At 64.4% G+C, this 25,853-nt stretch carries 27 protein-coding genes and 1 pseudogene; 11 read left to right on the top strand and 17 right to left on the bottom strand.

The features are described from left to right. Complete coding sequence (locus AC07OK_RS00450) at positions 1–1,119, top strand: YbdK family carboxylate-amine ligase (RefSeq protein WP_494688447.1); 1,119 nt, start codon at positions 1–3, stop codon at positions 1,117–1,119. 16 nt (positions 1,120–1,135) lie between these two features. Here AC07OK_RS00450 and AC07OK_RS00445 read toward each other — a convergent pair whose 3' ends face one another. From AC07OK_RS00445 to AC07OK_RS00430, 4 genes are all read right to left on the bottom strand, one after another. Further along, positions 1,136–1,717 carry an ORF6N domain-containing protein gene (locus AC07OK_RS00445; protein WP_494688446.1) on the bottom strand — a complete coding sequence of 194 codons (582 nt, stop codon included), beginning with the start codon at positions 1,715–1,717 and terminating at the stop codon, positions 1,136–1,138. A 170-nt stretch (positions 1,718–1,887) separates the two neighbouring features. Then, positions 1,888–2,616 carry a substrate-binding periplasmic protein gene (locus AC07OK_RS00440; protein WP_494688445.1) on the bottom strand — a complete coding sequence of 243 codons (729 nt, stop codon included), beginning with the start codon at positions 2,614–2,616 and terminating at the stop codon, positions 1,888–1,890. 64 nt (positions 2,617–2,680) lie between these two features. Continuing rightward, positions 2,681–3,658, bottom strand: coding sequence for a gamma-glutamyl-gamma-aminobutyrate hydrolase family protein (locus AC07OK_RS00435; protein ID WP_494688444.1), 978 nt, complete (start codon positions 3,656–3,658; stop codon positions 2,681–2,683). Between the two features lie 63 nt (positions 3,659–3,721). After that, positions 3,722–4,621 (bottom strand): LysR family transcriptional regulator, encoded by a 900-nt coding sequence (locus AC07OK_RS00430; protein ID WP_494688443.1) that lies wholly within the window; start codon positions 4,619–4,621, stop codon positions 3,722–3,724. A gap of 226 nt (positions 4,622–4,847) precedes the next feature. Here AC07OK_RS00430 and AC07OK_RS00425 point away from each other — a divergent pair, with 226 nt between their 5' ends. The 4 genes and pseudogenes from AC07OK_RS00425 (at position 4,848) to AC07OK_RS00410 (ending at position 7,400) form a co-directional block, all read left to right on the top strand. After that, positions 4,848–4,976, top strand: a complete 129-nt coding sequence (locus AC07OK_RS00425; RefSeq protein WP_494688442.1) for a hypothetical protein — start codon at positions 4,848–4,850, stop codon at positions 4,974–4,976. After that, positions 4,949–5,461: pseudogene (locus AC07OK_RS00420) on the top strand (Lnb N-terminal periplasmic domain-containing protein); the annotation flags it as partial. The gene AC07OK_RS00425 and the pseudogene AC07OK_RS00420, both read left to right, overlap by 28 nt. Before the next feature lie 33 nt (positions 5,462–5,494). Beyond that, a complete protein-coding gene (locus AC07OK_RS00415; RefSeq protein WP_494688441.1) occupies positions 5,495–6,697 on the top strand; it encodes a hypothetical protein in 1,203 nt (400 codons plus the stop codon). Between the two features lie 40 nt (positions 6,698–6,737). Then, a complete protein-coding gene (locus tag AC07OK_RS00410; protein ID WP_494688440.1) occupies positions 6,738–7,400 on the top strand; it encodes a hypothetical protein in 663 nt (220 codons plus the stop codon). A gap of 68 nt (positions 7,401–7,468) precedes the next feature. Here AC07OK_RS00410 and AC07OK_RS00405 read toward each other — a convergent pair whose 3' ends face one another. The 9 genes from AC07OK_RS00405 to AC07OK_RS00365 form a co-directional block, all read right to left on the bottom strand. Further along, positions 7,469–8,218, bottom strand: coding sequence for a substrate-binding periplasmic protein (locus tag AC07OK_RS00405; protein ID WP_494688439.1), 750 nt, complete (start codon positions 8,216–8,218; stop codon positions 7,469–7,471). 201 nt (positions 8,219–8,419) lie between these two features. After that, positions 8,420–9,121: an ABC transporter ATP-binding protein gene (locus AC07OK_RS00400; RefSeq protein WP_494688438.1), complete on the bottom strand. Its 702-nt coding sequence runs from the start codon at positions 9,119–9,121 to the stop codon at positions 8,420–8,422. Beyond that, positions 9,114–9,827, bottom strand: coding sequence for an ABC transporter ATP-binding protein (locus tag AC07OK_RS00395; RefSeq protein WP_494688437.1), 714 nt, complete (start codon positions 9,825–9,827; stop codon positions 9,114–9,116). Before AC07OK_RS00395 ends, AC07OK_RS00400 begins: the two co-directional genes overlap by 8 nt. Next, positions 9,820–10,782, bottom strand: a complete 963-nt coding sequence (locus AC07OK_RS00390; RefSeq protein ID WP_494688436.1) for a branched-chain amino acid ABC transporter permease — start codon at positions 10,780–10,782, stop codon at positions 9,820–9,822. The genes AC07OK_RS00395 and AC07OK_RS00390 overlap by 8 nt, the downstream gene beginning before the upstream one ends. Further along, positions 10,779–11,651 carry a branched-chain amino acid ABC transporter permease gene (locus AC07OK_RS00385; RefSeq protein WP_494688435.1) on the bottom strand — a complete coding sequence of 291 codons (873 nt, stop codon included), beginning with the start codon at positions 11,649–11,651 and terminating at the stop codon, positions 10,779–10,781. The genes AC07OK_RS00390 and AC07OK_RS00385 overlap by 4 nt, the downstream gene beginning before the upstream one ends. Positions 11,652–11,657: 6 nt before the next feature. Next, complete coding sequence (locus AC07OK_RS00380) at positions 11,658–12,812, bottom strand: ABC transporter substrate-binding protein (RefSeq protein WP_494688434.1); 1,155 nt, start codon at positions 12,810–12,812, stop codon at positions 11,658–11,660. Between the two features lie 17 nt (positions 12,813–12,829). Continuing rightward, positions 12,830–14,371 (bottom strand): class I adenylate-forming enzyme family protein, encoded by a 1,542-nt coding sequence (locus AC07OK_RS00375; RefSeq protein WP_494688433.1) that lies wholly within the window; start codon positions 14,369–14,371, stop codon positions 12,830–12,832. Beyond that, complete coding sequence (locus AC07OK_RS00370) at positions 14,371–15,525, bottom strand: acyl-CoA dehydrogenase family protein (RefSeq protein WP_494688432.1); 1,155 nt, start codon at positions 15,523–15,525, stop codon at positions 14,371–14,373. Before AC07OK_RS00370 ends, AC07OK_RS00375 begins: the two co-directional genes overlap by 1 nt. 49 nt (positions 15,526–15,574) lie before the next feature. Then, positions 15,575–15,901, bottom strand: a complete 327-nt coding sequence (locus AC07OK_RS00365) for a flagellar basal body rod C-terminal domain-containing protein (RefSeq protein ID WP_494688431.1) — start codon at positions 15,899–15,901, stop codon at positions 15,575–15,577. A gap of 141 nt (positions 15,902–16,042) precedes the next feature. On the opposite strand from AC07OK_RS00365, the gene AC07OK_RS00360 reads away from it, so the two are divergent. From AC07OK_RS00360 to trxC, 6 genes are all read left to right on the top strand, one after another. Continuing rightward, positions 16,043–16,912 (top strand): substrate-binding periplasmic protein, encoded by an 870-nt coding sequence (locus AC07OK_RS00360; protein ID WP_494688430.1) that lies wholly within the window; start codon positions 16,043–16,045, stop codon positions 16,910–16,912. A gap of 90 nt (positions 16,913–17,002) precedes the next feature. Continuing rightward, positions 17,003–18,637: an OFA family MFS transporter gene (locus AC07OK_RS00355; protein ID WP_494688429.1), complete on the top strand. Its 1,635-nt coding sequence runs from the start codon at positions 17,003–17,005 to the stop codon at positions 18,635–18,637. 87 nt (positions 18,638–18,724) lie between these two features. Then, entirely contained in the window at positions 18,725–19,594 is an 870-nt protein-coding gene (locus AC07OK_RS00350) for an ABC transporter ATP-binding protein (protein WP_494688428.1), read from the top strand. Then, on the top strand, positions 19,591–21,165 hold the full coding sequence (locus AC07OK_RS00345) for an ABC transporter permease (RefSeq protein ID WP_494688427.1): 1,575 nt from the start codon (positions 19,591–19,593) through the stop codon (positions 21,163–21,165). The genes AC07OK_RS00350 and AC07OK_RS00345 overlap by 4 nt, the downstream gene beginning before the upstream one ends. Positions 21,166–21,345: 180 nt before the next feature. Beyond that, the gene (locus AC07OK_RS00340) at positions 21,346–21,987 is read left to right on the top strand and encodes a phasin family protein (protein ID WP_494688426.1); all 642 of its coding nucleotides are present in this window, start codon (positions 21,346–21,348) and stop codon (positions 21,985–21,987) included. A 121-nt stretch (positions 21,988–22,108) separates the two neighbouring features. Next, complete coding sequence (trxC, locus tag AC07OK_RS00335) at positions 22,109–22,570, top strand: thioredoxin TrxC (RefSeq protein WP_494688425.1); 462 nt, start codon at positions 22,109–22,111, stop codon at positions 22,568–22,570. A gap of 16 nt (positions 22,571–22,586) precedes the next feature. Here the strand turns inward: trxC and AC07OK_RS00330 are convergent, their stop codons facing one another. From AC07OK_RS00330 to mdcE, 4 genes are read right to left on the bottom strand one after another with little or no spacing between them, the layout of a single operon-like run. Then, positions 22,587–23,513, bottom strand: coding sequence for an ACP S-malonyltransferase (locus AC07OK_RS00330; protein ID WP_494688424.1), 927 nt, complete (start codon positions 23,511–23,513; stop codon positions 22,587–22,589). Beyond that, positions 23,510–24,445, bottom strand: a complete 936-nt coding sequence (gene mdcB / locus AC07OK_RS00325; protein WP_494688423.1) for a triphosphoribosyl-dephospho-CoA synthase MdcB — start codon at positions 24,443–24,445, stop codon at positions 23,510–23,512. The genes AC07OK_RS00330 and mdcB overlap by 4 nt, the downstream gene beginning before the upstream one ends. Further along, positions 24,445–25,152, bottom strand: a complete 708-nt coding sequence (gene mdcG, locus AC07OK_RS00320) for a malonate decarboxylase holo-[acyl-carrier-protein] synthase (RefSeq protein ID WP_494688422.1) — start codon at positions 25,150–25,152, stop codon at positions 24,445–24,447. The genes mdcB and mdcG overlap by 1 nt, the downstream gene beginning before the upstream one ends. Further along, complete coding sequence (gene mdcE, locus AC07OK_RS00315; RefSeq protein WP_494688421.1) at positions 25,136–25,852, bottom strand: biotin-independent malonate decarboxylase subunit gamma; 717 nt, start codon at positions 25,850–25,852, stop codon at positions 25,136–25,138. The genes mdcG and mdcE overlap by 17 nt, the downstream gene beginning before the upstream one ends. Between the last annotated feature and the right edge of the window lies 1 nt (position 25,853).

Here is a 25,853-nt window from a genome sequence, read left to right as displayed (position 1 = left end):
ATGCCATTGGAACCCTTCAAATCATCGCAACCGCTCACCATGGGCGTGGAGCTGGAGCTGCAACTGGTCAGCCTGTCGGACTTCGACCTGACCGCGTCCAGCCCGGACCTGCTGCACCTGTTGAGCCGCAAGCCGTTTCCCGGCAACGTCACGCCGGAAATCACCGAGAGCATGATCGAGATTAACAGCGACGTGCATACGCACCACAGCGAGCTGGTGTCGCAGTTGCAGGTGATCCGCGACACGCTGGTGCAGGCCGGCGAGCAGCTCAACATCGGCATCTGCGGCGGCGGCACGCATCCGTTCCAGAAATGGTCGGACCGCCGGATCTTTGCCAAGCCGCGCTTCAAGGAAGTGTCGGAGCTGTACGGCTATCTGGCTAAACAGTTTACGATTTTCGGCCAGCACGTGCACATCGGCTGCGCCTCGGGCGACGATGCGCTGTTCCTGCTGCATTCGCTGAGCCGCTACGTGCCGCACTTCATCGCGCTGTCGTCGTCGTCGCCGTATGTGCAGGGCAACGACACGCTGTTCAATTCGGCGCGGCTGAACTCCGTGTTCGCCTTCCCGATGAGCGGGCGGGCGCCGTTCACGCAAAGCTGGTCGACTTTCGAGAATGAGTACTTCGCCAAGATGGAGCACACCGGCGTCATCAAGAGCATGAAGGACTTTTACTGGGATATCCGGCCCAAGCCGGAGTTCGGCACCATCGAGCTGCGCGTGTGCGACACGCCGTTGACGGTGGAGCGGGCGGCGGCGCTGGCCGTGTATCTGCAGGCGCTGTGCCGTTATCTGCTGGAGCGCCGCGAGGAGCCGCCGGTGGAGGACGACTATCTGGTCTACAACTACAACCGCTTCCAGGCCTGCCGCTTCGGCCTGGACGGCACGCTGGTGCATCCGAAGACCTACGAGAGCCTGTCGCTGCGCGAAGACATCCTGACCACGCTGCGCAAGATGGAGCCGCACGGCGCGGCGCTGGGCGGCACGGCGGGCTTGCAGCACCTGGTGCAGGTCACGCACGAGGGCAGCGACGCCCACTACCTGCGCCAGCAGTTCGACCTCAGCGGCAGCGCCGAAGGCATGGTCGATGCGGCGATCCAGCGTTTCCGCGGGGCGTGATCGGTTAAGGAAGAATCTACTTTTTCCTTTTGGGTGAACGATCATCGGGCGTGACGAAGCCGATGGGGTGCTTGGGCACCGTAGCCGGTGGTGTCATCAGTTCGCGCAGCGTGTCGATGATCTGCTTGAGCTGAACGCGGGTGTGGTGTTCGAAGGTTTCCTGTTTGAGCGACATCAGGTCAGTCTTGCTTTCCAATTCGTCCAGGCGCAGTGCCAGTTCCTTGTTCGACACCACAAGCTCGCGCAAATGCACGAAGGCTCGCACCACGTAGACGCCCGTCTCGATGGCCTGTGGCGATGCGAGCACATTGGCGGCCTGGATGGCGCCGTGTTCGGTGAATGCATACGGTAGCGACTTCGAAAATTTCAATTTGGAGAGGTGGTCGCATTTTGCGACCACCTCCTGCTTTTCGGCTGCAGTAAGCTGGAACAGGAAGTCGGCAGGAAAGCGCTCCTGGTTGCGCTTGACCTGTTCATTGAGACGTTTGGTTGGTACGCCATAAAGTTCGGCCAGGTCGGCGTCGATCATGACTTTAAGGCCGCGTACAAGCAGGATGCGGCTTTCTATGCGAGCCAGCGGCATGGTTGACGTGATCATGGTTTGCTCCCGTTGGCTTTGCCGGACATGCTGAATTGGGCAGGGAAGTGCATGGGTAAGAACCAGATGTGGCAAGGCTCATACTGTATCCCCTGTTTTGAGAGGGTACTAGATCTTGTGCAAACGTCCTCGTTTTAATCGAGCAATGGCAGGCCGGCATTCCCAAAATTCTATTTGAACGCGATCGCCTTGTTCAGGCGGTTGATGACGTCGTCCGGCACGCCCTTGCTGCACATGATGTGGCGTTCCGGGCCGCGTGGCATGTCCTTGAAGTGCAGCAGGCGCAGGTTGCTGGTCTCGGAAGCGGGATGGTGGGCCATGACGTATTTGCCTTCGTCCTCGGAGATGAACATCATGTCCACCACGCCCTTGCTGATCGATTGCACCATCTTGCTGGCGGAGGCGGTGGACACGGCCAGCGTGGCCTTGCGCGGCGCCAGCAGCTTGTCCAGCTCGGTGCCGTAGGAGTAGTTGTCTTTGACGATGATGCGGGTTTCCGGCCGTTGCAGCACTTGGTGCAGCGTAGTGTCGCCGCGCGCGGCCAGGGTCGAGTTGGCCAGCACCATCCAATCCTTGTCGCGGTAGATCGGCTTGGTGAATTTGGCGTAGCCTTCCCGTTCCGCCGTCCAGAACCAGCCGACCGCGCAGTTCAAGGCGGAGGCGTCGTGGATCATCAATAGTTGACGGTTGGTCGGCAGGTTTTGCCAGTTGACCGGTATGCCCGCCGCCTTGAAGGCATTGACGGCGGGGGTGCCGGTCAGGCCGCTGGGCATTCCGTCGGGCATGGCCACCATGTAGGGCGGGCGTTCGCTGTAGGCGACATTGATGGTATTTTCGGCGGCGCAGGGCGGTATCAGACTGCAGACAGCGATCATGGTGGCGCTACGCAGACACGTCATGGGTGGCCTCGTTGGGTGTGTCCCATGAGTTTACACCCGGCAAGCAGCCCCGGCCAATGTTTTCCTAGAAGCGCGTCTCGCGCGCCACGCGCAGGAAGTTGTCGAGAATGGCGGTGCAGTCGAGCAGTTCGACGCCGCCGGCCTGGTGGAATTCCGGGTGCCATTGCAGGCCCATGACGAAGGGCGCCTTGCGGTAGCGGATCGCCTCGATCATATTGTCCGGCACTGACAGCGCTTCCACCGCCATGTCGCGCCCCAGCGTCTTGACGGCCTGGTGGTGGATGGAGTTGACCAGGCCGGGGCCCTTGCCCTTGAACAGCTTGGCCAGCGAGGAGCCGGCCGGGAAGCTGACTTGGTGGCGGTTGCGGTCGTAGTCGTCGTTGACGTGGGCCAGCGAGTCGGGCACGTCGGAGGCGATGTCCTGGTACAGCGTGCCGCCGAAGGCCACGTTGATCAGCTGGCAGCCGCGGCAGATGCCCAGCACCGGCTTGCCCGCTTCGACGAATTCATGCAGCAGTTCCAGCTCGTACATATCGCGTGCGCGGTCGCCGCTCCATTCGGGGCGGGTCGGCGTTTCCGAATAGCTTTGCGGCGACACATCGGCGCCGCCTTGCAGCACCAGGCCGTCCAGATGCTTGGCGTAGTCGCGCAGGCGGATATTGGAAGGGTGGAGCAGGCCGTCGGTATTGACGGTCGGGATCATGAACACCAGCACGTCGCGCGACATCACCCACTGCGCGATGGATTCTTCGAGGTATTGCAGGTTCTTGCTGCGCAGGCCGGTGGCGCCGGGTTCCGGATGGAAGATGCGGGCCGAGACGCCGATGTGCAGCGGCCGTTGAATGATGTGGCGCGTCACGGCGACGGCGACGCGGCGGTAGCGCGCCATCAGCACGCGGCCCCACAAGCTGAAGATGGTGTCGCCGGGGTCCAGATAGCTCGGCGTGCCGATCTCCTGGCGCGTAGCGCGCCGCTCGCGGTCGCCGCTGCGCCGGTGTGGCGACGGCTGTGCCTGATCCTTGTCGTCCGGTCCCGCGCTCATGCTGTCCTCGTGCCCTGTCTACAGGACTGCAGTGTGCCACAAGCCAGCGCCAACAGTCGCCCGCTACAACCCCGGATTGAGTTCGCGGACCAGGGCCTCGGCGAAGGCTGTGACCAGCGGCTCGGCCTCGCGCCGGCTGGCCAGGCCGACTTTGGTGATCAGGCCGCCGTGCGACAGCGGGATGAAACGCACGCCGGCCGGCGCCATCAACCGCATGCACTCCGGCACGATGGCGATGCCGAGGTCGGCTTCGATCAGGCTCAGTTGCGAGGACTTGCGCGACAGCACCCGCGCCGGCGTCGGGAAGAAACCCTGGTCCAGGCACAGGTTGGCCACCAGATAGCTCAGGCCGCCCCGGTCCTTGTGCGGGATCGAGATGAACGATTCCTTGCTCAGGCTGGGCAGTTCGATGTTGTCCAGCGCCGCCAGCGGCGAGTGCTGCGACACCGCCACCATCAAGCGCTCCGTGGTCAGCTCGCGCACCTGGATGTGCGGATACTTGCGCAAGGTCGGCATGCGGATCAGCCCGATATCGGCGCGGCCTTCCTCGATGTCCATGGTCTGGTCTTCCGACGGCGCCATCGAGATTTCCAAGGTCGCGCCGGGAAACTCCGCCAGCAACCGGCGCAGCGCGGCCGTCATCGCCGGCGTCAGGATCACCGAGCTGGAATGCTGCAAGCGGATCAGGCCTTGCGCGCCCAGGCCCACCTGGCGCGCCTGCACGACCGTGTGGTCGATGTCCTCGAGGATGCGCTTGCTGCGTTCGAAGAACAGGCGGCCGGCCGGCGTCAGCTCGATGTGGCGCGAGTCGCGCGTGAGCAGCTGGGTTTGCAGCTCGTCTTCCAGCTCCTTGATCTGCCGGCTCAGCGCCGATTGCGCGACGTACAGTTTTTCCGCCGCGCGCGAGTAGCTGCCGGCCTCCACGATCTCTACAAAATATTTAAACTGTTTAAGGGAAATCACCGTTATGCCGTTTCGAGATAGTTGGACGCCGTATTTGATATTGGATTGATCAGCGCAGCGCCGTTACAGTGAAGCGTCTCTTCACCACTAACGGGTACCGCCATGTTGGAACTCATCGGAATAATCGGCGTGATCGTAAGTATTGCATTAAAATTAATATGCGTCCAGATCGGATGCGGGAGCGGCATCGACGATAAAGAGGATTAATCCCCCCCTATAATCGGGCATGCTAAAAAAATACCTGAGCTTCGCCGGCAAGCTGTGCGCTTCCTTATTGATGTTGTGCCTGTCGCTGTGGGGCGTGGCCAGCGTCGCGACGCTGGTGTGTTCGGTTTTGCCGACGGCCGCTACCTGACGTTTTCAATCGAGATCCGCAAGGAGCGCGGCGAGCACTTCGACGCCATCGCCGGTTTCTTCAAGCGTTACGAGACGGTGCTGATCGCCGCCGACGAGCGCGACATCCTGCGCGTGCGCACCAACGCGCGCGGCGAGGACATGTATCTGTATCGCCTGAAGATGCCGCCGGAAGTCATGCGCTCGCTGTTCATGTCGTATCTGGACGAGGGCGCGCTGCTCAAGCGCGAGCCGCGCTTCTACAACACGCTGACCGCCAACTGCACCACCATCGTCTTCGAAATGGCGCGCCGCATCGATCCCGGACTGCCGATGGACTGGCGGCTGCTGGCGTCGGGCTACCTGGATCGCTACCTGTACGACATCGGCGCGCTGGCCGGGCAGGGCGGCTTCGACACGCTGCGGCAGCAGGCCCACATCACCGCCAAGGCGCGCGCGGCCGATCAGGCGACAGATTTTTCCGATCGCATCAGATTGCATTTATAATAACTCTTGGGGCGCACAAAAAACGGAGACATAATGAATAAGAGACTCACGGTCGCGTTGGTGGTCAGCATGTCGGGAATGTTGTTGGCGGGATGTGGCGGCGGCTCAGGCAGCGGCAGCCAGGTGCCGGACCCCGGCAACCAAAGCCAACCCAGTGTGAGTCTCGTGCCAGCGATATTGCCTGGACCGGTACCGTCGGATTCGCCCAGTCCTCCAACCGGCGACACGTACGCGATGTCGCTGGCGATTCCACCGCGCCACCAGTGGAACGGCAACTACGGCTATTGCGGTGAAACCGCATTCATCAGCGCCGGCTTGTATTACGGTCAGTACGTGTCGCAATTCACCGCACGCGCTGCCGCGACACCGGGCGTAAATCAAAGCGACCCCAAGAGCCAGCTGCTCATTTCGGTCAACGATTTGACCGCGGCGGCCAATATGCATCTGAATGCGCTTGAGTGGGATGGGCAAACAGAAGCGGTCACTACCAACCAATACCTGGCTTGGGTGAAAGGCTATGTGCTGGCAGGCTACCCGGTGATTATCGGGGTCTACGTGAATCTGTATGAACCCGGTGGCGACCCGTCGACCGGCTTTTCCAGCTACGATCATATCGTTCCGGTCAATGGCATCGCCTCCAATCATCCGTTGGCACAGGGACTGAACCAGAGCTACTACGCCGACGATATTTTGCAGCTGAGCGACAACAGCGGCAATCACAACGTCAAGTTCCCCAGCTCTGCAACCAGTCCGCCGGTGGCTGCGGCCTACCTGTTCCAATACAGCTACGGCGCCTTCCAGATGACCCGTGTCCAGGCCAACTCGCCCACTGCGCCGCCGTATTCGCTGGCCTTGCATAGCAACAGCGGCAATCGAAATTCTGCCGTTGCGATCACCGGCGTCACCGACCTGAATCACGAAACCGTTCCAGTGCGCCTGGCGACCAGCTTGAATTACGAAAACCCGGCCATCAGCAATGGCTCGAATGCGCCGCCAGCGGCAGCGCCGTTGACGTTGACCGCGACCGTGTACGGCTTGACTGCCGGTGTTAAATACAATGTCTATCAGTACGATACGCTGGCGGCCATTCCCAATTCGGCCTTCAATGCCAATGCTTCTGCGGCCGTTAAAACCTTTGCTTTTACCGCCACCGATACCACCTATGTGCTTCCTGCGATCAGCATCATGTCGAACCAGACTGCGGCGTTCCGCGCCGTGCCGGCATCGGCGCACTAGCCTGACATTCAGCGCGCACAGTAACGAGACGGAGGGGAAAATGAAAATTGTGTTGAGCCATACTTTCATCGCATTGGTGTTCGTAGCGCAGAGTCCCAATGGCCAGGCAGCTACCGAGCTCGTGATGCATGAGGGCTCAAGCATTGTGGCGAGCGTCAATGGCGCCACCATCAAAATAGTAGCCGGCCAAGGATTGGAGCGGAGTTATGAATTTGATGGCTGTCGTTTGAAAAGCAGTATGAACGCTCGAGCGGGACGCTGGTATGGAAGTCTGGGAATTTACGACCCCGCAGCGCAGTTTTTCCCCTCCGTCTTCGGTCAGAAGGAATGCAAGGGCATCAGTCGCACGGTGGTTGAAGAGGGACAGATCCATTTTGATAACATGCAGTTCGCAAACGAGTGGATACGCAGGCAGCAAAAAACTGTTGGCAAGACCGGGACGGTCGCCTGGACAAGCGATGGTCTACTGGTTGCATGGAACGTTGTCCCCAGCAGGAGGCAATTGAATGTCGATGTATGGCTTATGTGCTTCGGCGGGCGACATCCCCAGAAATTATCGGGCGGGACAGACGGTGCTGTTAGAGTGGTGGCCAATCACGCCGGGCAAGCACTCTACGATTGCGCAACAGTTGGAAATGATGTCGTAGACCAAACTCGACGGCAACTGGAAGAGGAATGGCGTAAGTATCCAGTTTCCGATTGAACGAGACAGGGGCAGTTCTGGCATCACGCCAAATGGCACTTTGCCGGAACTGACCCCGAAGCTTTCGATCAGGGGTGTGTTTCGCGCAGTGCCTGATTCAGATAGTTGTCGAAGCGGCCGCCGGCGAAGGCTTGTTGTGCGGCTAGCCGATAGCGCTGCACCAGTTCCGGGGATGCCAGCGGCGAAAAGGCGCCATACAGCGTCACGCCGGGCACCGGCACTGCCAGCAGCTTGAGCCTCATGTTGTTGCGGGCCGCGTAGTAGCTAGCGCTTGCGCAGTTGGAAAAATAGGCGCCGTCGATGCGCTCCAGCTGGAGTTTGCCCAGGTTGACTTTTTCCCAGTCAACGCCGCCGACCAGGTCCAGCCGGATCGCCGGATTGTGCATAAAGGGCGGCAGCACGCCGGCTTGCACCCAGCCTATCGTCATGCCGGCCAGGTCGGATGCGCTGCGCAGGTGGTCGAGGCGGTGTGCGGGCAGCACGGCGATGCAGGGCTCGAACTTGATATAGGCGGTATCGTCGAAGCGTATGCCGGCGCTGGCGCGCTGCGGGGTACGGGCGAGGATGGGGGTGAACAGCACGGCGCCGCTCGCCAGGCTGATTTCCAGACGCGCCACCGTGACGGGGCGCTGCCACTGAAAGCGCACGCCCATGCGAGGGGCAATCTCGCGGTCGAAGAAGTCGATCAGCGCGCCTTGCGGTCCGTCCGGGCCGGGCAGGATGAACGGGGCCACCGTGAACACGCCGGCGACGACCGGTTCGGTCGGCGCCGCCTGCAGCGGGACGCCGCTCCAGCATGCCGCCAGTATTGCGCACACACGGACACGGCGCCGCAAGGCGCGCCATGGCGTTTGGAGCAAGGGCTGCCATCGGTGCGGGACGAAAATCATACGCGCGCTTGCAGAAGGAAAGTCTTACCCCATTCTAACGCTGGGCGGCCCGCTCAGGGCCGCCAGCGGCCGGCAGCTGTTGGCATCCGGCCACAGCGATCGTTTAACCGGAAGATAGCGACGCGTCCTTCAGCGTGCAAAGTATAGCGCGTGGAGGTGCTGGAGTTCGACCTGGGATGCCGGCTGGGACAAGGCCACGCGCCCGCTTTGCATCAGGTAGACATGATCCGCCACGCCTACCGCGCGTTCGGTATTCTGCTCGACCAGGATGATGGTGCGGCCGCCGGCCTTGAGCCGTTCCAGTATCTCGAACAGTTCATTGACGACCAGCGGCGCCAGGCCGAGTGAGGGTTCGTCGATAATCAGCAGGCGAGGATTGGACATCAGCCCACGCGCCATCGCCAGCATCTGCGCCTCGCCGCCGGACAGCGATCCGGCCAGTTGTGCGCGGCGTTCGCGCAGGCGGGGGAACATGGCGTAGGCTTCCTCCAGCCGTTGCTTCACATGCGCGCGGTGCGACTTGTGGAAGGCGCCCATGATCAGGTTTTCTTCCACGCCCATGTCCCGGAAGACCATGCGGCCTTCCGGGATCATGGCGACGCCGTGGTCCGCCATCTCCCATGTCGGCGTGCCGTTCAGGCGCTGGCCGTCCAGGCGGATCTCGCCGGCGCCCAGCGGCGTCAGGCCCATGATCGCGCGCAGCAGGGTGGTCTTGCCGGCGCCGTTCGGGCCGATGATGGTGGTGAGCTTGCCCGCTTCCGCCTTCAGCGATACATCCCACAGCACGTTGATCGCGCCATAGCCGGCGCGGATCTGGTCTAGCTCAAGCATGCGCCGCTCCCGTGTAGCTGCGGATGACTTCAGGATCGTTGAACACTTCGCCCGGCGTGCCGTCCGCGATCAGCTGGCCGAAGTTGAGCACCACCACGCGCTGGCACAAGGAGTTAATCGTTTCGATATCGTGCTCGATGATGATGATGCCAACACCGAAGCGCGCATGCATCTCCTTCAGCATGCCCATGAAGCGCCGCTTGCCGCTGGTCTCCAGACCGGCCAGCACTTCGTCCAGCAGCAGCAGCTTGGGCGTGGTGGCCAGTGCCTTCGCCACTTCCAGCGCCTTGAGTTCGGTCAGCGCCAGTTCGGTGGCGGCGTCGCGGTGCGCCTTGTCGGCCAGGCTGGTGAACTCCAGGATCTCGTCGATCTTGTCCTCGTCGACCTTACCGGTGCCGAAGCGCTGCGCCACGATCAGGTTCTCGCGCACCGTCAGTTCGTGCATGGGCTGCGGAATCTGGAAGGTGCGGCCTATGCCCAGCCGCGCGCGCCGGTAGATGGGCGTGCGCATCACGTCGTGGCGGTCGAAGCGGATGCTGCCGCCGGTCGGCCGCACCAGGCCGGAGATGGCGTTGAACAGCGTGGTCTTGCCGGCGCCGTTGGGCCCGACCAGGCCGACCACGTCGTGCGTGCCGACCGTCAGGTTGACCGCGTTGACCGCCGTCAGGCCGCCGAAGCGGACCGAGAGATTGTTCAACTCAAGCATGGCTCTTCCTTCGCAGCAGGGCAAGCAGTCCGGTGGGGCTGAAGATGATCATCGCCACCAGCAGCCCGCCCAACACCAGCTGATGCCCGGTGGGGATCAGCGACTTGAACACCAGTTGGTCCAGCAGGTACACCACCAGCGCGCCGACCACCGGCCCGGCGATGGTGCGGTAGCCGCCGAAGATGGCGGCGACGATGGGCACCGTCACCCACACGCTGTTGAAGGCGTAGTCCGGTTCGAGGAAGTTGATGTAGTGGGCGTTGAACGCGCCCGCCACGCCGGCCATGAAGGCGGACACCATCAGCATCAGGCCCTTGAGCAGCGTGCTGTTGACGCCGACCACGCGGGTGGCGTCTTCGCTGTCGTGCATGGCGCGCAGCGCGATGCCGTAGTAGCTGGCGCGGATGGCGCGGTAGGCCAGCGCGAACAGCAGCACGATGGTCAATATCGTCAGGTAGGCGCCGGTCTTGCCGCTCATGTCGTAGCCGAAGATGGTCGGCAGCACCGGGATGTTGGCGATGCCGCCGGAGCCGCCGGTCAGCGAGCTCCATTCGGTGGCGAGGATGCGGAAGATGTGGGCGTAGGCCAGGATGGCCAGCGCGAAGTAGGGGCCGCGCAGGCGCAGCACCGGCAGCATCGCCACGGACGCCAACAGCGCGCCGACGCCGCCCAGCGCGATCCCCGCCAGCACCGGCACGCCCAGCTTGGCGGTGACGATGGCCGATACATACGCGCCGACGCCGAAGAAGGCGCTATGGCCGAAGCTGACCATGCCGCCCATATTCCCCAGCAGCGCCCAGGACAGGGCGACACAGCCGATCACCATGGCCGCGACGATCAGGCTCATGACGTAGTTGTCGACGCCGAGCAGCATGGGCACGGCGACGTAGGCGGCGATCAAGGCGATGCCCGACCACAGGCGGTTCGCGCCCGCGCCGCTGGCGAGGCGCATCATCCGCGCCTCCGGGACGCGCCCATCAGGCCATTGGGCATCACCAGCAGCACCAGCAGGAACAGCGTCATGCCGGCCAGCTCCTGCAAGGCGGAACTGGCCAGCGTCACGGTCAGCGCCTCGGCCACGCCCAGCAGCACCGCGCCCAGCAGCACGCCGGGGATCGAACCTATCCCCGCCAGCACGGTGATGATGAAGGCTTTGACCGTCAACGCGCCGCCATACGCGGGCTGGATCACGCCGTAGCTGTACAGGGCCACGCCGGCGAATCCGGCCAGCATGCCTGCCACGATGAACGACACCAGCTCCGTGCGTCCGGGCGCGATGCCCATCAACTTGGCGGCGTCGCGGTTGCTGGACACGGCCCGCAACGCGCGCCCGTACCAGCTGCGCGACAACCACCACCACAAGCCGCCCATCAGCACCAGGCTGACCACGAAGAAGATCAATTCGCTGCGCATGCTGTACAACGGCCCGACCACGAAGGCTTCCTGCAACCAGCTGGAACTGGTGGAGCGCACATCGGCCTTCCAGATCAGCAGGATCAGGTTGGTCAGGATCACGCCGATGCCGAAGGTGAGTATCAGCGAATTGATCTCGCGGTCCTTCTTGATGCGGCTGACGATCCAGTACACGCCGGCCGACGTCGCGCCGACCACCACCACCGCGATCGGTATCGCCCACGCCGGATTGAGTCCCAGTCCCGACTCCACCGAGTAGGCGATGTAGGCCGCCAGCAGCACCAGCTCACCGTGGGCCAGGTTGATCACCCGCATGGTGCCGAACACCAGCGCCAGTCCCAGCGCGATCAACGCGTAGGAGCCGCCTTGCAGCAGGCCGGAATACAGCGCCTGGAGTATCAGTTCCGTCACGGCGGCTTACCAGGGCAGGCCCGGATACACCATCTTGCCGGTCGCCGTCTCCTTGGGCCAGACAATGACGATGTTCTTGCCCTGGTGCTGGCCCATGCGGTGCACGAAGTTGGGATTGTCGCCGTTGGCGCCAAACTGCACGCGGCCGATCAGCGTTTCGCGGTCGGTCTTGCGCAGCTCCTCGGCCACGCCGCCTTTCTTCACCGTGCCTTTGTCGGCGGCGCGGGCGATGGCTTCGAACAGCAGCGTCGCCTGCACGTAGCCGAACTGGCCCAGGTAGTCCGGCTCCTTCTTGTACAGCGTCTTGTAGCCGTCGGCGAAGGCCTTGCCGTCCGCCGTGTCGAAGACGGCGGGGAAGGGCAGCAGCGCGGTGCCGTACACGTTGGGCATCAGGTCCGGGAACTCTGCGGCCATCTTCGGCGTGGCCAGCGACCACACGCCGATCATGGCCTTGACCGGCGGCTTGAGCACGCGCGCGGCGCGCAGAATGCCGACATAATCGTTCTCGTAGCCGACCATTAGTATCGCTTCCGATTTGTCCTGGAGCTTGATCTTGTTGATGATGGGTTTGAAATCGGTGATGGCCGGATCGAAGGAATGCGTGGTGACCTTGACGCCTTTGGCGGTCAGCGCCTTCTGCACGGAGCCAGTCAGGTCGGACGTGGCCTCCTTGGTCGAGAACACGATGGAGACGGACTTCACGCCCATGTCGGCCAGCAGTCCCTGCACGGCCTTTTCGTAGCCGGCGGTGTTATTGATGCGAAAGAAGTTCTTGCGGCCGCTGTTGACCAGGCTATCGTCCACGCCGCCGGAGGTCATGTAGACCAGCCCCAGTTTGTTGGCCGCGTCCGACGCGGGCGAGATGTTGTTGGAGCCGTAGCCGCCGGTGATCGCCACCGCGCCCTGGCTGGCCAGCTTTTCCACCGCCGCCACCGCCTTGGCCGGGGACGATTCGTCGTCGATGGTGATGATCTTGATTTTGTGCTTGCCGTTGGTCTTGTTGAATACTTCGGCGGCCACCAGCACGCCTTCCTGCATGCCCGAGCCCACGCGGGCCAGTGTGCCCGTCAGCGGCAGCTCCGCGCCGACCGTGAATTCCTCGGCGCGCGCGCCGCCTGCCAGTGCCATCGCGATCAGTGCCGCGATTGTGGTGTTTTTCATGTTGGTCTCCGTTGTGGTTATTTTTGTGCCAGTTGCCGCAGCTGTCCTTTCAATATCTTTCCGGTTGCCGCTGCGGGCAGGGCTTGCATTACGATGATCTCGGACGGGCATTTGTACGGCGACAGCAGGCCCGCAAGGTAGTGCTGCAATTCTTCGGGCGTGACGCGGTGGCGCGGATCGATTTCGACAAAGGCCACCACTTCTTCGTTGCCGTCGGCGGCATTGCGGCCGACCACGGCCGATTGCGTCACCGCCGGATGGGCGTTGAGCACCGTCTCCACTTCCAGCGGGTAGACGTTGAAGCCGGAGCGGATGATCAGCTCCTTGGTGCGGCCGACGATGAACAGCGCGCCGTCGGCATCCTGGCGCGCGACGTCGCCGGTATTGAGCCAGCCACCGTCGCGCATCGCCGCCGCCGTCAGTTCCGGCTCGCGATAGTAGCCGGCCATGACGTTGGGGCCACGCACCCACAGTTCGCCGTCCGCACCGGGCGCCACGTCGTCGCCGCCGGCGTCCACCAGGCGCACCTCGACGCCGGGGATGACCTGGCCGACCGAGGCGTCATCGCGCGGCCGGTCGAGGCGGGTCTGGCTGACGGTGGGCGAGGTCTCGGTCATGCCGTAGCCGTTGTGCAGCGGCAGGCCAAACAGCTGCTGCACCTGCGCCTTCAGGCTGGGCGCCAGCGGTGAGCCGCCGGCGTAGATGAAGCGCAGCCGCGACTTGATCTGCACGGCGCCGCCCAGCGTCTCCAGCAGGCGCGCGTACATGGCGGGCACGCCTTGCAGGATGGTCAGGCCGTCGTCGCGGATCGCCTTCAGCACGGCGTCCGGCGCGAAGCGCGGGCACAGGTACAGGCAGGCGCCCGCGTACAGGGTGCCCAGCATGACCGAGGCCAGGCCGTAGACGTGGGTGATGGGCAGCACGCCATAGGCGCGATCGGTGGGCGTGAGGCCGCGCAGGGTGCTGGAGACGGCCGCGATGAACAGCAGGTTGCGGTGCGTGAGCATCACGCCCTTGGGCTGGCCGGTGGTGCCGGTGGTGTAGATCAGCGCCGCGACCTGCTGCGCCGGGTTGGCGTGTGCCGGCTCCGGCGCGCAGTCGGGATTGAGCGCACCGATCATCCATGCGCCGAACGGCGAGGGCGTGGACTCGGCAGCATGGCGCTGGCCGTGCGCGGTGGATTCGGGCGAAGCGGGCATCGACAGGTAGATCACGCGCCGCGCGCCGCTGTGATCGAGGATCTGGTCCACCTCGCGCGCGGACAGGCGGCCGTTGACGTTGACGATCCACGCGTCCACCTCGGCGGCGGCGAAAATCAGCGCCACCTGCGCCGCGCAGTTTTCGCCGACCACCATCAGGCGGTCGCCCGGCCGCACTTGCAGCGCGCGCAGCAGGGCGGCGGTTTCATCGACCGCCGCCGCCAGTTCGGCGTAAGTCCAGTGGCGCGCGCCGTCGTGCAGCGCCCACGCTTGCGGCGCGCGTTCGGCCCAGCGGCGCGGAATGCCGCTGAGGCGCTCGGGCAGCGTCGCCAGCAGGTGGTCGGTGGCGATGGCCTCCATCAGGCCTCGGCCGCCTTGATCATGTTGCGGGCGATGACCAGTTGCTGGATCTGCGAGGTGCCTTCGTAGATGCGGAACAGCCGCACGTCGCGGTAGAAGCGTTCGGCCGCGTACTCCGACATGTAGCCGGCGCCGCCATGGATCTGCACCGCGCGGTCGGCCACGCGGCCGCACATCTCGGAGGCGAACAGCTTGCAGCACGAGGCTTCGGTCGAGATGTCCTCGCGGTTGTCGCGGCGGCGGGCGGCGTCCAGCACCATGCTGCGGGCGGCGTAGATCTCGGCCTTGCTGTCGGCCAGCATGGCCTGGATCAGCTGGAACTCGGCGATGGGCTGGCCGAACTGCTGGCGCTGCATCGCATAGCGCAGCGCGTCGTCCAGCATGCGCTCGGCCACGCCGACGCAGATTGCCGAGATGTGCAGGCGGCCTTTGTCCAGCACCTTCATCGCGGTCTTGAAGCCCTGGCCCTCTTTGCCGCCGATGATGCTGGTGGCCGGCACGCGGCAGTTCTCGAAGATCACGTCGCAGGTGTGGGCGCCTTGCTGTCCCATCTTCTTGTCGTTCTTGCCGAGCGAGATGCCGGGCGTGCTGCGTTCGACGATGAAGGCCGATACGCCGCTGGGCCCCTTGCGGGTGCCGTCGGTGCGCGCCATGACGGTGAATACGCCGGCCTCCGGCGCGTTGGTGATGTAGCGCTTGGTGCCGTTGATGATGTAGTGATCGCCGTCGCGCACTGCGGAGGTGGCGAGCGAGCCGGCGTCCGAACCGTATCCCGGCTCGGTCAGCGCGAAGGAGCCGACCACTTCGCCAGAGGCCATGCGCGGCAGCCAGGTGTTCTTTTGTTCGTCGGTGCCGTCGATCAGGATGCCCTGCGAGCCGATGCCGTTGTTGGTGCCGAACAGCGAGCGGAAGGCGGGCGAGGTGCGGGCGATTTCAAACGCGGCCAGCACTTCCTCTTCCATGGTCAGACCCAGGCCGCCGTATTGTTCGGGGATGGACAGGCCGAACAGGCCCAGTTCGCGCATCTGCGCCACCAGCGCGGGGGGGATTTCGTCGGTGTCGGCCACTTGCTGCTCGTGCGGCACCAGTTGTTCGCGCACAAAGCGGCGGATGCTGTCCAGCAGGATGTTCAGCGTTTCCTGGTCTCTTATCATGGGTCTCCCTCTTCGGCAGACTTCAATGTGCCGATTCGGCCAGACCCTGTCAAGCTTTGGTGTTGATTAGGGTACCGATATTCTGGTCGGCCACCTGGATCACCTTGGCCGACAGGTCGAATTGCTCCTTGTAGACCAGCGAGTTGGTGGTTTCGGTGGCGAGGTCGGTGGCGCTGGGCGCGTCCGCCGCTTGCAGCTGCTGCGCCTGGAACGAGATCGACACGCCGCTACCGGCCGGCGCGTTTTCCTTGAACACGGCCTGCGTCGGCTGAAAGCCCTGGGTGCCGAGGTTGGCGATCGCGTGCGCGCTATTGCCCAAGGCCCGTTCGGAGGCGTTGAGACCGGTGATTCCTGAGCTGAGTGCGGCGATGGCCATGATATTTCCCTTCGGCAAGTATCGAAAGTGTACACCGGTGTGCGCTGGAATGCACGTGTTTGATTAAAATTTCAGCAGGCTTGACGCCGCCGGGCAACTGGGTGACTATTGTCATGGAGATACTTAGCCGGAACCGGAGCCATGCCTACGCTGTGCCGATTGCTGTGTGCCTGCCTGATCCTGCTTGCGGCTGCTGCGGCGGCCGAACCCATCCTGATCCACTACCCGCGCGCCGAGAGCATCGACGACGAGCGCGGCGAATACGGCCTGGCGCTGTTGCAGCTGGCGCTGGTCAAGTCCGGCGGCCTGTACCGGGTCGAACTGTCGCCGACCCGCATGCAGCAGAACCGCGCGCTGCTGGAGTTGCAGTCCGGCTCGGGCCGTATCGACATCATCGGCACCATGACCTCGGCCGAGCGCGAGCAGGCGTTGCTGCCGGTGCGGATACCGATGACGCGCGGCTTGATCGGCTGGCGCATCGGCCTGGTGCGCGCCGACCGCCAGGACTTGCTGCGCGATGTACGCACGGTGGAGGACTTGAAGCGCTTCAGCACCGCCCAGGGGCATGACTGGCCGGATCTGCAGATTCTGCAGCATAGCGGGCTGCACGTGCATCCGGTCGCCGTGTATAGCGGCCTGTTCGGCATGCTGAACGCCGGCCGCATCGACTGGGTGCCGCGCTCGACCAATGAGATCTGGGCCGAAGCGGCGCGCCATCCCGAACTGGCGATCGATAGCCATATCGTGCTGCGCTATCCCACCGCCGACTATTTCTTCGTCAACCGCAACAACCCGGCGTTGGCCGAGGCGGTCCGGAGCGGGCTGGAGGCGGCGTTGGCCGACGGCACTTTCGAACAGTTATTTTATTTGCACTACGGTCGCCTGCTGCGCAACGCCAGGCTCGATCAGCGCATGATCATTCAGCTTCCCAATCCCTTGCTGAGCCCGCAAACCCCGCTGAGCCGCAAGGAGCTATGGTTTTCGTTGGAGGATTTGAAACGCTATCCATAAGACAAGTCACTAGCTTTATGCTACGCTCCCGCCCTTAGTTGTATTGGGGAAACATGTACTCAAGTTACATGAAATAAAAGGGGCGTTCATATGGCAATTTTTGATTTTCTGGAAAAGGAGCGGACGGTAGCGGGGTCCGGCTTCAATCGTTGGCTGGTGCCGCCTGCGGCGCTGGCGATCCACCTGTGCATCGGCATGGCCTACGGTTTTTCCGTGTTCTGGCTGCCGCTGTCGCGCGCGCTCGGCATCAAGGAAGCGCTGGCCTGTCCGGCCGACATGGACCTGATGGCCAAGATCCTGTCGTCCACCTGCGACTGGCAGATCTCGATGCTGGGCTGGATGTACACCATGTTCTTCGTCTTCCTCGGCCTGGCCGCCTGGCTGTTCGGCGGCTGGCTGGAACACGCCGGTCCGCGCAAGGCCGGCGTGGTGTCGGCGCTGTGCTGGTGTGGCGGTCTGGTGATTTCGGCGCTGGGCGTGTACCAGCACCAGATCTGGCTGATGTGGCTGGGCTCCGGCGTAATCGGCGGCATCGGCCTGGGTCTCGGCTACATCTCGCCGGTGTCGACGCTGATCAAATGGTTCCCGGACCGCCGCGGCATGGCGACCGGCATGGCCATCATGGGCTTCGGCGGCGGCGCGATGATCGGCGCGCCCTTGGCCGACAAGTTGATGAAGTTCTTCGCCACGCCCGACTCGGTCGGCGTGTGGCAGACCTTCCTGGTGATGGCGGCGATCTACTTCGTCTTCATGATGGCCGGCGCGCTGTCGTACCGCGTGCCGCCGACCGGCTGGAAACCGGCCGGCTGGACGCCGCCGGCCCAGGCCAGCGCCAACACCATGATCACCAGCCGCCACGTCCACGCCAGCAAGGTGTGGGGCATACCGCAATTCTGGCTGGTGTGGCTGGTGCTGTGCCTGAACGTGACGGCCGGTATCGGCATCCTGGGCATGGCTTCGCCGCTGCTGCAGGAGATCTTCGCCGGCCAGCTGCTGGGCGTGAACGTCGCGTTCAACGAGCTGACGCTGGCGCAGAAGGGGCAGATCGCCGCCATCGCCGCCGGCTTCACCGGCTTGCTGTCGTTGTTTAACATCGGCGGCCGTTTCGTCTGGGCGTCGTGCTCGGACTTCCTGGGCCGCAAAGCCACCTACGGCATCTTCTTCGTGCTGGGCATCGCGCTGTATGGCTTGATTCCGTCGATGGCGCATGGCGCGCAGCTGGCGCTGTTCGTCGGCTTCTTCTGCATCATCCTGTCGATGTACGGTGGCGGCTTTGCAACGGTGCCGGCCTACCTGGCGGACTTGTTCGGCACCCAGATGGTGGGCGCGATCCACGGCCGCCTGCTGACCGCATGGTCGATGGCCGGCGTGTTCGGTCCACTGCTGGTGACCTACATCCGCGAGTACCAGATCGCGCACGGCGTGCCGAAGGCGCAGGCCTACGACATCACCATGTACGTGCTGGCGGGCCTGCTGGTGCTTGGCCTGCTGTGCAATCTGATGGTGCGCCCGGTGGCCGACAAGCACTTCATGAGCGAGGCCGAACTGGCCGCCGAGAAGAAGCTGGCGCACGAGCGCGACGCCGCCGCGTCGAGCGGCACGGTGGTCGCGTCGAACGGCGTGACCAGCCCGGCGGCGGTGGCTTTCGGCTGGCTGGCGGTCGGCATTCCGCTGGCGATCGGCGTGTGGCTGACGGTGCAAAAAGCTGCCGTGTTATTTAAATAACACAGTAGAATAAAGGCACCCGCAAGCGGGGCCGGTCCGGCATGGTGCTGGACCGGCCCCGCTTTCATTTCCAGGAGCGCTTAGTACATGCTTGAATTACGTAACGTCGTCAAATCTTATGCGAAGAACGTGCGGGCAGTCGACGACGTCAGTTTGAACCTGCCGGCCGGCGTGGTCGGTCTGATCGGGCACAACGGCGCGGGCAAGACCTCGCTGATGCAGATGATCGCCACGCTGACCAAGCCCACCAGCGGCGAGATCCTGTTCGACGGCGCGGATATCGTGAAGAAGCCCGAGGCGATCCGCGGGCGCCTGGGCTTTCTGCCGCAGGACTTCGGCGTGTATCCCAATTTGACGGCGCTGGAGTTCCTGCAATACTTCGCGGCGCTGAAGGGCGTGCGCGATCCGGCCCGTCTGCGGCTGCTGCTGGAGATGGTCAACTTGCACGAGCATGCGCACCGCCAGGCGGCCGGCTTCTCGGGCGGCATGCGGCGCCGGCTCGGCATCGCGCAGGCGCTGCTCAACGATCCCGATGTGCTGATCGTCGATGAGCCGACCGCCGGCCTTGATCCCGAAGAGCGGCTGCGCTTCCGCCACCTGCTGTCGGAGATCGGCTTCCGCAAACTGGTGATCGTGTCGACCCACATCGTGTCCGACATCGAGAACATGGCGGGCCACCTGGCCATCATGAACAAGGGGAAGTTGGTGGCCTTCGATACGCCGGACAGTTTTGTGCACGGCGCGCGCAGCCAGGTGTGGTCGGTCACGGTGGAGGCGCAGCATTACGAGGCATTGCGCGCCGAGGTGCAGGTGCTGCAAGCGCAGCGCAATGAACATGGCATCAACCTGCGCATCGCCCATCCAAGCTCGCCATGCGCGGGCGCGGTGCCGGCCGAGCCCACGCTGGAAGAAGCGCTGATGACGCAGCGTTACGCGGTGCAGGAATCGGCAGCATGAACGCGCAGGCCTTGAAGTTGCTGGTGCTGACCGAAGTGCGGCTGCGCATGCGCCGCACCGGCACGCTGGTGGCAGTACTGGGACTGATCGCGGTGACGTGGCTGATGGTTGGCGACCCCGCCAAGGGCCAGGTGATGGTGGTCGCCGACAATATGCGCGTGGCCTACACCAGCAGCTGCCTGGCCCTGGGCAGCGCGGGATTGGGCGGCCTGTTTTTCGGGCTGGCCGGCTTCTACCTGGTGCGCGGGCGCATGAGCGAGGATGTGCGCAGCGGCGCCGGCTCGGTGCTGGCGGCGACGCCGGTGAGCAGCGCCGTGTTCCTGTTCGGCCGCTGGCTGGGCGCGGTGGCTTATTTGTGCGGCTTGCTGGCCATCTTTATGCTGACCATGCTGGTGCTGCATGCCTTGCGCGGCCAGGGGCCGATACAGGTGCTGGTTTATCTGCAGACCTTCGCAATGCTGTTGCTGCCGCTGGTGTTCTTCACCGCCGCGATGGCGCTGCTGTGCGACGCGTGGGCGCCGCTGATGGGCAAGCGCGGCGACGTGCTGTACTTCATCTTCTATCTGGCGCAGCTGGCGGCGCCTATCGTGCTGACGGCGGAGGGCAAGGGCGCATGGTCACCGTTGCTGCTGCTCGATTTCTCCGGCATGGGGGCGACGGTGCTGACGGTGAAGGCGGTCCTGCATACTTCCAGCTTCGTCATTGGCGGCGGCACTTTCAATCCGGCGCTGGCGCCGGTGGTGCTGCCCACCTGGCTGTGGTCGGCGGAGCTGGGGGCCACGCGCATCGGCTGCGCGCTGGTGGCTTTGCTGCCACTGCTGCCGGCCTGGCGGCTGTTCCATCGCTTTGCGCCCGATCGGGTCAAAGTGCGTGCATCCGGCAGTGGCCGCTGGTCGCCGCTGGCGCTGGCAAACCGCGCGCTGCGGCCAATGATACGGCTGGTACGCCCGCTGTTTGGCCTGGCCGTGCGGGTGCCGGGCACGGCCGGCCAGGCGCTGGCGGTGCTGGCGTTGACGCTGGCGTCAAATCCGGCGGCGGTGGCGGCGGCGCTGGTGCTGCTGGTCGTTGGCTGCGTGGTGCCGACAGCGGCGCTGGGCGGCGTGCTGATTGCGGCAATCGCCGTCTGGGGCATCCTGGTCAGCGACATCAGCGTGCGCGACCACCAGTACGACGTCGACGCGATGAGCGGCACGGCGCCCGGTGGTGCGCAGCGGCGCTATGGTGGGCAGTTGCTGGCGTCCTGCCTGCTGGCGCTGCTGTTCACCGCGCCTGTGCTGTGCCGATGGACGGCGGCGGCGCCGTTGCGCGCGGCAGCGCTGTTGACTGGCGTGCTGGCGCTGGCCGGCGTCGCCAGCGTGCTTGGCGGTCTGAGCCGTAGTGCGCGTGCCTTCCTCGCGCTGTTTCTGTTCGGCCTGTACGTCGCGACGCAGGCAACCAAGGTGTCCGTGTTGGATGTGGTTGGTTTCAATGGCGTTGCCACCGCACAAACGGTTGGGGTTCAGCTGTTGCTGGGTATCGCCTTGGCCGTTGGTGGCCTCTGGCATGAACGGTGGCGGAGCGCGCGGAACTGAAGAAGGGATGGCCTAGGATTAATCCGGTTTGCAGAGTTCCTCCGAAAGCGGCAACGCACGTTTGATCTAGATCAGACGTCGCGGGACTGCCTAACGTAGCCTTGGCATTCGCGCTGCGATGCGGCGTCGAAACCGGTTCGACTACCCCAGGCCATCTTTTACTTTCTTTTCGAGGCGTCTATGTACCCATTTTCTCAAATTGTCACCCCAGCAGCCAAAACCCATATGGAAGCCCAGTTGTCGTTCTTTAACGACATGTCGAAGTCCCTGTTCCGTACCGTTCAACAGTACAGCGACCTGAACATCCAGTTGGCTCAAACCTTGCTGGAAGAAGGCACATCGGCTGGCCAGCACATCATCACCACCCACCGTCCGACGGAGGCGATTGCCGCCGCCGCCGCCCATGCCCAACCCACCGCCGAGAAGCTGCGCGCCTACCAGCAGCATCTGTCTCGCATCGCCGCCGACACCCAGGTCGACCTGTCCAAAGTGGCGGAAGAGCACGTGCAGGAGACCAGCCGCACCGCCAAGGCGCTGGCGGACGAAGTGGCTCGCGTCACTTCGGAAGAAACGGAAAAAACGCTGCGCAGCCATCAAGACGCGGTGGAACGCTTCTCCGATCCGTTCATCAGCCACAGCGACGGCGCGCGTCAATCGCGCGGCAATGAAATGCGCAGCAGCAGCTCGACGATGCAAAGCGCAGGCCAGAACGGCACCGAAAGCCGCGAAGGCAGCATGCAGGGCGGGCAAGCCTCCCAGGCCCAGACTGCCGCTCAAGCTGCTCAATCCGGAAAGCAGACCGGCGCCCGCAAGGAAACCTGAGATCGACGACTGAGCCGCTAGGTTCCTGTCTTCGCCGCGCCCGCGATCTGGCATCGCGCAGCGCGGCAATTTTTTTGTCCTTGCTTTATCATGGCTGGCTTGAAGCAGCCTGGAGATAAAGATGACGAATACCGCCGCCGTGCAGCCTGAGTCGCTGCATATCGTTTGCCCCCATTGCGACGCCGTGAACCGCGTGCCCGCCGCCAAGCTGGCGCAGCAGCCGGTGTGCGGCAAATGCCAGAAGGCGTTGTTCACCGGACAGCCGCTGGAGTTGTCGGCCGCGCGCTTCCTCAAGCACATCGAGCGCAGCGACATTCCGGTGCTGGTCGATTTTTGGGCGCCGTGGTGCGGGCCGTGCAGGACCATGGCGCCGTTCTACGCGCAGGCCACGCAGCGGCTCGAGCCGCAGTTCCGCGTGGTGAAGCTCAATACGGAGGAAGCGCAGGAACTGGCGGCGCGCTATGCGATCCGCAGCATTCCGACGCTGGCGCTGTTCAAGGGCGGGCGCGAAGTGGCGCGGCAGCCGGGCGCGATGGATGCGTCCAATATCGTCGCCTGGGCCACGCAGAACAATCGCGTTTGAGTTGATTCGTTGTCCGCTATTCGGCGGCGCGCTCCAGCCATTTGCGGATGCCATCCAGCGTGCGGAAGTCGGCCACGGAGCGGGTGTTGATGTGCGGGTGGCGGCTTTGCAGCATGCGCGATAACGCGGCGCCGGGGCCGAGTTCCAGCGCGTAGGTGATGCCGGCTTCGGCGGCGGCATCCATGCAGGCGGCCCAGTGTATCGTTTCCGACAGCTGGCGCGAGAGCTGCTCCACCGCCAGCACTTTGCCGTTGACGGCCAGCGCGCCGATGCCCGCCAATACGGGTGTGGTCATCGGCTGGAATGCCGTCTGCTGCAAGGCCGAGGCGAAGGGCGCGACGGCGTCGTGCATGTAGCGCGTGTGCGAGGCCACTGCCACCGGCAGGCGCGTGCTGCGGCCGCCGGCCGCATGCACCGCTTGCTCAAGCGCCTTCGCGCTTGCGGCGGGGCCGCCGGCGATGCAGGCGTCGTCGCCGTTTTCTATGCTCATGTGAAAAGCGTGTTCGGCAAGTAGGGCCGAGGTGCGGGACTGAGCCAGGCCGAAAATCGCGATCAGCGTTTGGCCGGGCAGGGCGCGGGCGCAGTCGTCCATCAGTTGTGCGCGCTGTGCGGCCAGTTGCACCGCCGTCTGCGACGGGAAGGCGTCTGCGACGCCATAGGCGGACAGCTCGCCGATGCTGTAGCCAGCCACCAGGGCTGGCGGCGGCGCGAACTCGCGTATCGCGGCCCACATCGACAGCGTGGCTGCAACGATCAGCGGTTGGGCGTTGCGGTTGGCGTAGATGTCCGCGTCGTCGGCCAGCGCCAGTCCGGCCAGCAGCGCGCTGGCGGCTGCGTCGCCGGCCGGACTGCTGCGGGGCAGGTCGAACATCGCGGCATGCTGTCCGCCTTGGCCGGGGCACAGCAGCAGCAGGCGGGATGGTGCGCCGTAGGACATGGTCATTGCTCGTCCTGCTCCATCGTGGCGATGGCGTGTACCAGGCAGCTCGCCGCCAGCAGGTCCGCCGCGCCGCCTGGGGAGAGGCGCTGCTGCACGAATGTTTGATGACTGTTCAGCGCTTGCGCGCGCCAGTTGGCGTTGGCCGTGCCGCCCAGATCGATGAAGTGTTGAGCGTGCGTCCGCACGGTCCGCGCGCCTTGCGGACCGGCGCGGTGATACACGTTGCTGTCGCTGATGCGCGCCATCAGCGTGAACAGCGTGTCGATGCGCGCATGCGTCATGCTGGCGCCGCGCGCGCGTGAGGCCAGCAGCGCCGGCACGCCGATTTCGAATACCGAGGGCAGTCCAAGCGCGCCTTCTTCCCGCGCGCCGCTGACGGCATATTGCGCGGCGACGCGCAGGCCGTTGCTCAGATGCGTCGGCGGCGGGCTTGATGGGGGGGCTGCGGCGGCATGCATGGCCAGTTCCTCGCCCCAGCGTATCAGCATGGCGGCGCGCAGCGCGGCTGGCGTCATCGGCGTGCCTTGCGCGCGCGCGCGGCCGGCGGTGGCGCACAGCAGGCCGAGGCTGAAGATCGCGCCCCGATGTGTATTGATCCCGCGCGTCGCCTTCAGCATTGCGGTTTCCGCTTCGATGCCCAGCTGTTTCAGTCGCGCGAACGGCGCATCGTTCAATCCCGCCAGGCAGATTTTCTTGAAGTAGTGGCGCAGCGAGAACAGGCTGCGCATGAAGGTTTGCGCGTCCATGTCGTCATGGCTGCCGCGGTCCACCAGCGACACCAGACCGGGCTTGGGATACAGGCAAAGCTCCGCGTGCAGGCTGCGAACGGCCAGCCGCGCCACCGCGCCCGCAAAGTTATGCCGCACCGTGCGGTCCAGGCCAGGCTTGATCATCGCCGGCGTCCGCAGGCGCGCAGGCGCGAGGATGGTACGCATCAATGCTGTTCCAACGTCGCCAACAGCGATGCCGTATCCGCAAGCCGAACCGTGTGCAGGTCCTTGGCGATCACCCTGGCCGGGTTTTCCATCGCCATGCGCCACTCCTTCCACGACACCGCCTGCCCGCCGGGGAAGACGATCTCGCCATCGAGCGACACATGCGCCGCATGCCGCGACAGCAACGCCAAGCCGTCGTGCAGTTCCTCGCGGCTGCGCGGATGGAACAGGATATCGATGTCCGAAGTGGGCGTCAGATACAGCAATCCAGTCAGCGCCTGCATCGCCATCGAACCGTAGATGCGCAGGTGAAGATGCTCGGTCTCCCGCTCCAGCGTGGCCAACGCCTCGCGCCACGGCCCGGCGCAGCGCAGCGCCGAGCGCAGTTCCACCGCCGGCGATGTCCTGCTGATTTCCAGCGCCTGCGCGCGCAGGGCGATACGCACCTTCTCGCCGGTATCTTCATCGGGCGGCAGTGGCAGGCCAAGGCAGACCTCGTCCGGCTGCGCGCCGATGTCGAAGCGCCGTACGACGGCCGGCCAATCCTGTCCCTGCCAGAGCGTAAGCGCCGCCTTGTGTTGCGGCTGCGCCGCGCGCATGACCGCCTGCCAGCCAAATTCTGTCAGCCAGACCAGCATATGCCGCTCAAGGCCGCGCGCGACGGCCTCCGGTTGCGCCATCTGCTCCGATTCAGGCAACGTGTACATGACCGTCAGTCATCACGGCTTCGATCACCGGCTGCGCCCAGCGCCGCCCGCCGCGCTGAAGTCCCAATGCGCTGCGTTGGTCGCCGTCGGCCGGCCCCGCGAGCGCTGCGCGCAGATGCGCCGCGAGATCGCCTTCCCAGATCGCTTCCAGTCCGCCCATGCGCAGATAGTTCTCCGGTCCCGGCGCGAATACCGGATTGCTCTGCGCAAGCTCGGTCAGGCGTTCCTCCGAAACCTTGGTGATGCGCGCCATCGCCGGCAAACCCATCACGCGGATGGTCGCATCGGGCAGGGCGTAGCAGGCGTCGGCCATCAAGCCGCTGGTGATGAAACCGCCCGACAGCGCCTGGTCGTACACCAGGCCGATGATCTTGTGCCCCTTGCGGCGCGCCAGGTCCACGCATTTTCCAAGGTGCGCCATGTAGCTGTTGATGCCCAACATCTCATCGCGATGGCGCAGGCGCTGGCCTTGGGTGTCGACCAGCATCAGTATCGGCATGCCGGGGAATTCGCGCACCGTGCGCAGGATCGCCTGGGCCTGCGCCAGCGCTATCTCCACGCCGATCGGCGTGTGGGCCGTGGTGCCGATCACCGCCACCGCTTGCCCGTCCACCTGCGCGCTGCCGCACAGGAAGTCGTTCTGCTCGACGATGGCATGCCCTTGCGGGAACAGCGTGCTCGCCAGTTTTTTCCAGTCCATC

It is taken from the genome of Duganella sp. GW821-FHT07G03 (assembly GCF_059418605.1).
Note: the sequence above shows the minus strand (reverse complement) of the source record. Positions and strands in the feature narration are given on the sequence as shown.

Bases quoted from the DNA above. Each gene is read 5' to 3' on its own strand.
- AC07OK_RS00450 (WP_494688447.1), top strand. From the start codon at position 1: ATGCCATTGGAACCCTTCAAATCATCGCAACCGCTCACCATGGGCGTG.
- AC07OK_RS00445 (WP_494688446.1), bottom strand. From the start codon at position 1,717: ATGATCACGTCAACCATGCCGCTGGCTCGCATAGAAAGCCGCATCCTG.
- AC07OK_RS00440 (WP_494688445.1), bottom strand. From the start codon at position 2,616: ATGACGTGTCTGCGTAGCGCCACCATGATCGCTGTCTGCAGTCTGATA.
- AC07OK_RS00435 (WP_494688444.1), bottom strand. From the start codon at position 3,658: ATGAGCGCGGGACCGGACGACAAGGATCAGGCACAGCCGTCGCCACAC.
- AC07OK_RS00425 (WP_494688442.1), top strand. From the start codon at position 4,848: ATGCTAAAAAAATACCTGAGCTTCGCCGGCAAGCTGTGCGCTTCCTTA.
- AC07OK_RS00415 (WP_494688441.1), top strand. From the start codon at position 5,495: ATGAATAAGAGACTCACGGTCGCGTTGGTGGTCAGCATGTCGGGAATG.
- AC07OK_RS00410 (WP_494688440.1), top strand. From the start codon at position 6,738: ATGAAAATTGTGTTGAGCCATACTTTCATCGCATTGGTGTTCGTAGCG.
- AC07OK_RS00400 (WP_494688438.1), bottom strand. From the start codon at position 9,121: ATGCTTGAGCTAGACCAGATCCGCGCCGGCTATGGCGCGATCAACGTG.
- AC07OK_RS00395 (WP_494688437.1), bottom strand. From the start codon at position 9,827: ATGCTTGAGTTGAACAATCTCTCGGTCCGCTTCGGCGGCCTGACGGCG.
- AC07OK_RS00390 (WP_494688436.1), bottom strand. From the start codon at position 10,782: ATGATGCGCCTCGCCAGCGGCGCGGGCGCGAACCGCCTGTGGTCGGGC.
- AC07OK_RS00380 (WP_494688434.1), bottom strand. From the start codon at position 12,812: ATGAAAAACACCACAATCGCGGCACTGATCGCGATGGCACTGGCAGGC.
- AC07OK_RS00375 (WP_494688433.1), bottom strand. From the start codon at position 14,371: ATGGAGGCCATCGCCACCGACCACCTGCTGGCGACGCTGCCCGAGCGC.
- AC07OK_RS00370 (WP_494688432.1), bottom strand. From the start codon at position 15,525: ATGATAAGAGACCAGGAAACGCTGAACATCCTGCTGGACAGCATCCGC.
- AC07OK_RS00365 (WP_494688431.1), bottom strand. From the start codon at position 15,901: ATGGCCATCGCCGCACTCAGCTCAGGAATCACCGGTCTCAACGCCTCC.
- AC07OK_RS00360 (WP_494688430.1), top strand. From the start codon at position 16,043: ATGCCTACGCTGTGCCGATTGCTGTGTGCCTGCCTGATCCTGCTTGCG.
- AC07OK_RS00355 (WP_494688429.1), top strand. From the start codon at position 17,003: ATGGCAATTTTTGATTTTCTGGAAAAGGAGCGGACGGTAGCGGGGTCC.
- AC07OK_RS00350 (WP_494688428.1), top strand. From the start codon at position 18,725: ATGCTTGAATTACGTAACGTCGTCAAATCTTATGCGAAGAACGTGCGG.
- AC07OK_RS00345 (WP_494688427.1), top strand. From the start codon at position 19,591: ATGAACGCGCAGGCCTTGAAGTTGCTGGTGCTGACCGAAGTGCGGCTG.
- AC07OK_RS00340 (WP_494688426.1), top strand. From the start codon at position 21,346: ATGTACCCATTTTCTCAAATTGTCACCCCAGCAGCCAAAACCCATATG.
- trxC (WP_494688425.1), top strand. From the start codon at position 22,109: ATGACGAATACCGCCGCCGTGCAGCCTGAGTCGCTGCATATCGTTTGC.
- AC07OK_RS00330 (WP_494688424.1), bottom strand. From the start codon at position 23,513: ATGACCATGTCCTACGGCGCACCATCCCGCCTGCTGCTGCTGTGCCCC.
- mdcB (WP_494688423.1), bottom strand. From the start codon at position 24,445: ATGCGTACCATCCTCGCGCCTGCGCGCCTGCGGACGCCGGCGATGATC.
- mdcG (WP_494688422.1), bottom strand. From the start codon at position 25,152: ATGTACACGTTGCCTGAATCGGAGCAGATGGCGCAACCGGAGGCCGTC.
- mdcE (WP_494688421.1), bottom strand. From the start codon at position 25,852: ATGGACTGGAAAAAACTGGCGAGCACGCTGTTCCCGCAAGGGCATGCC.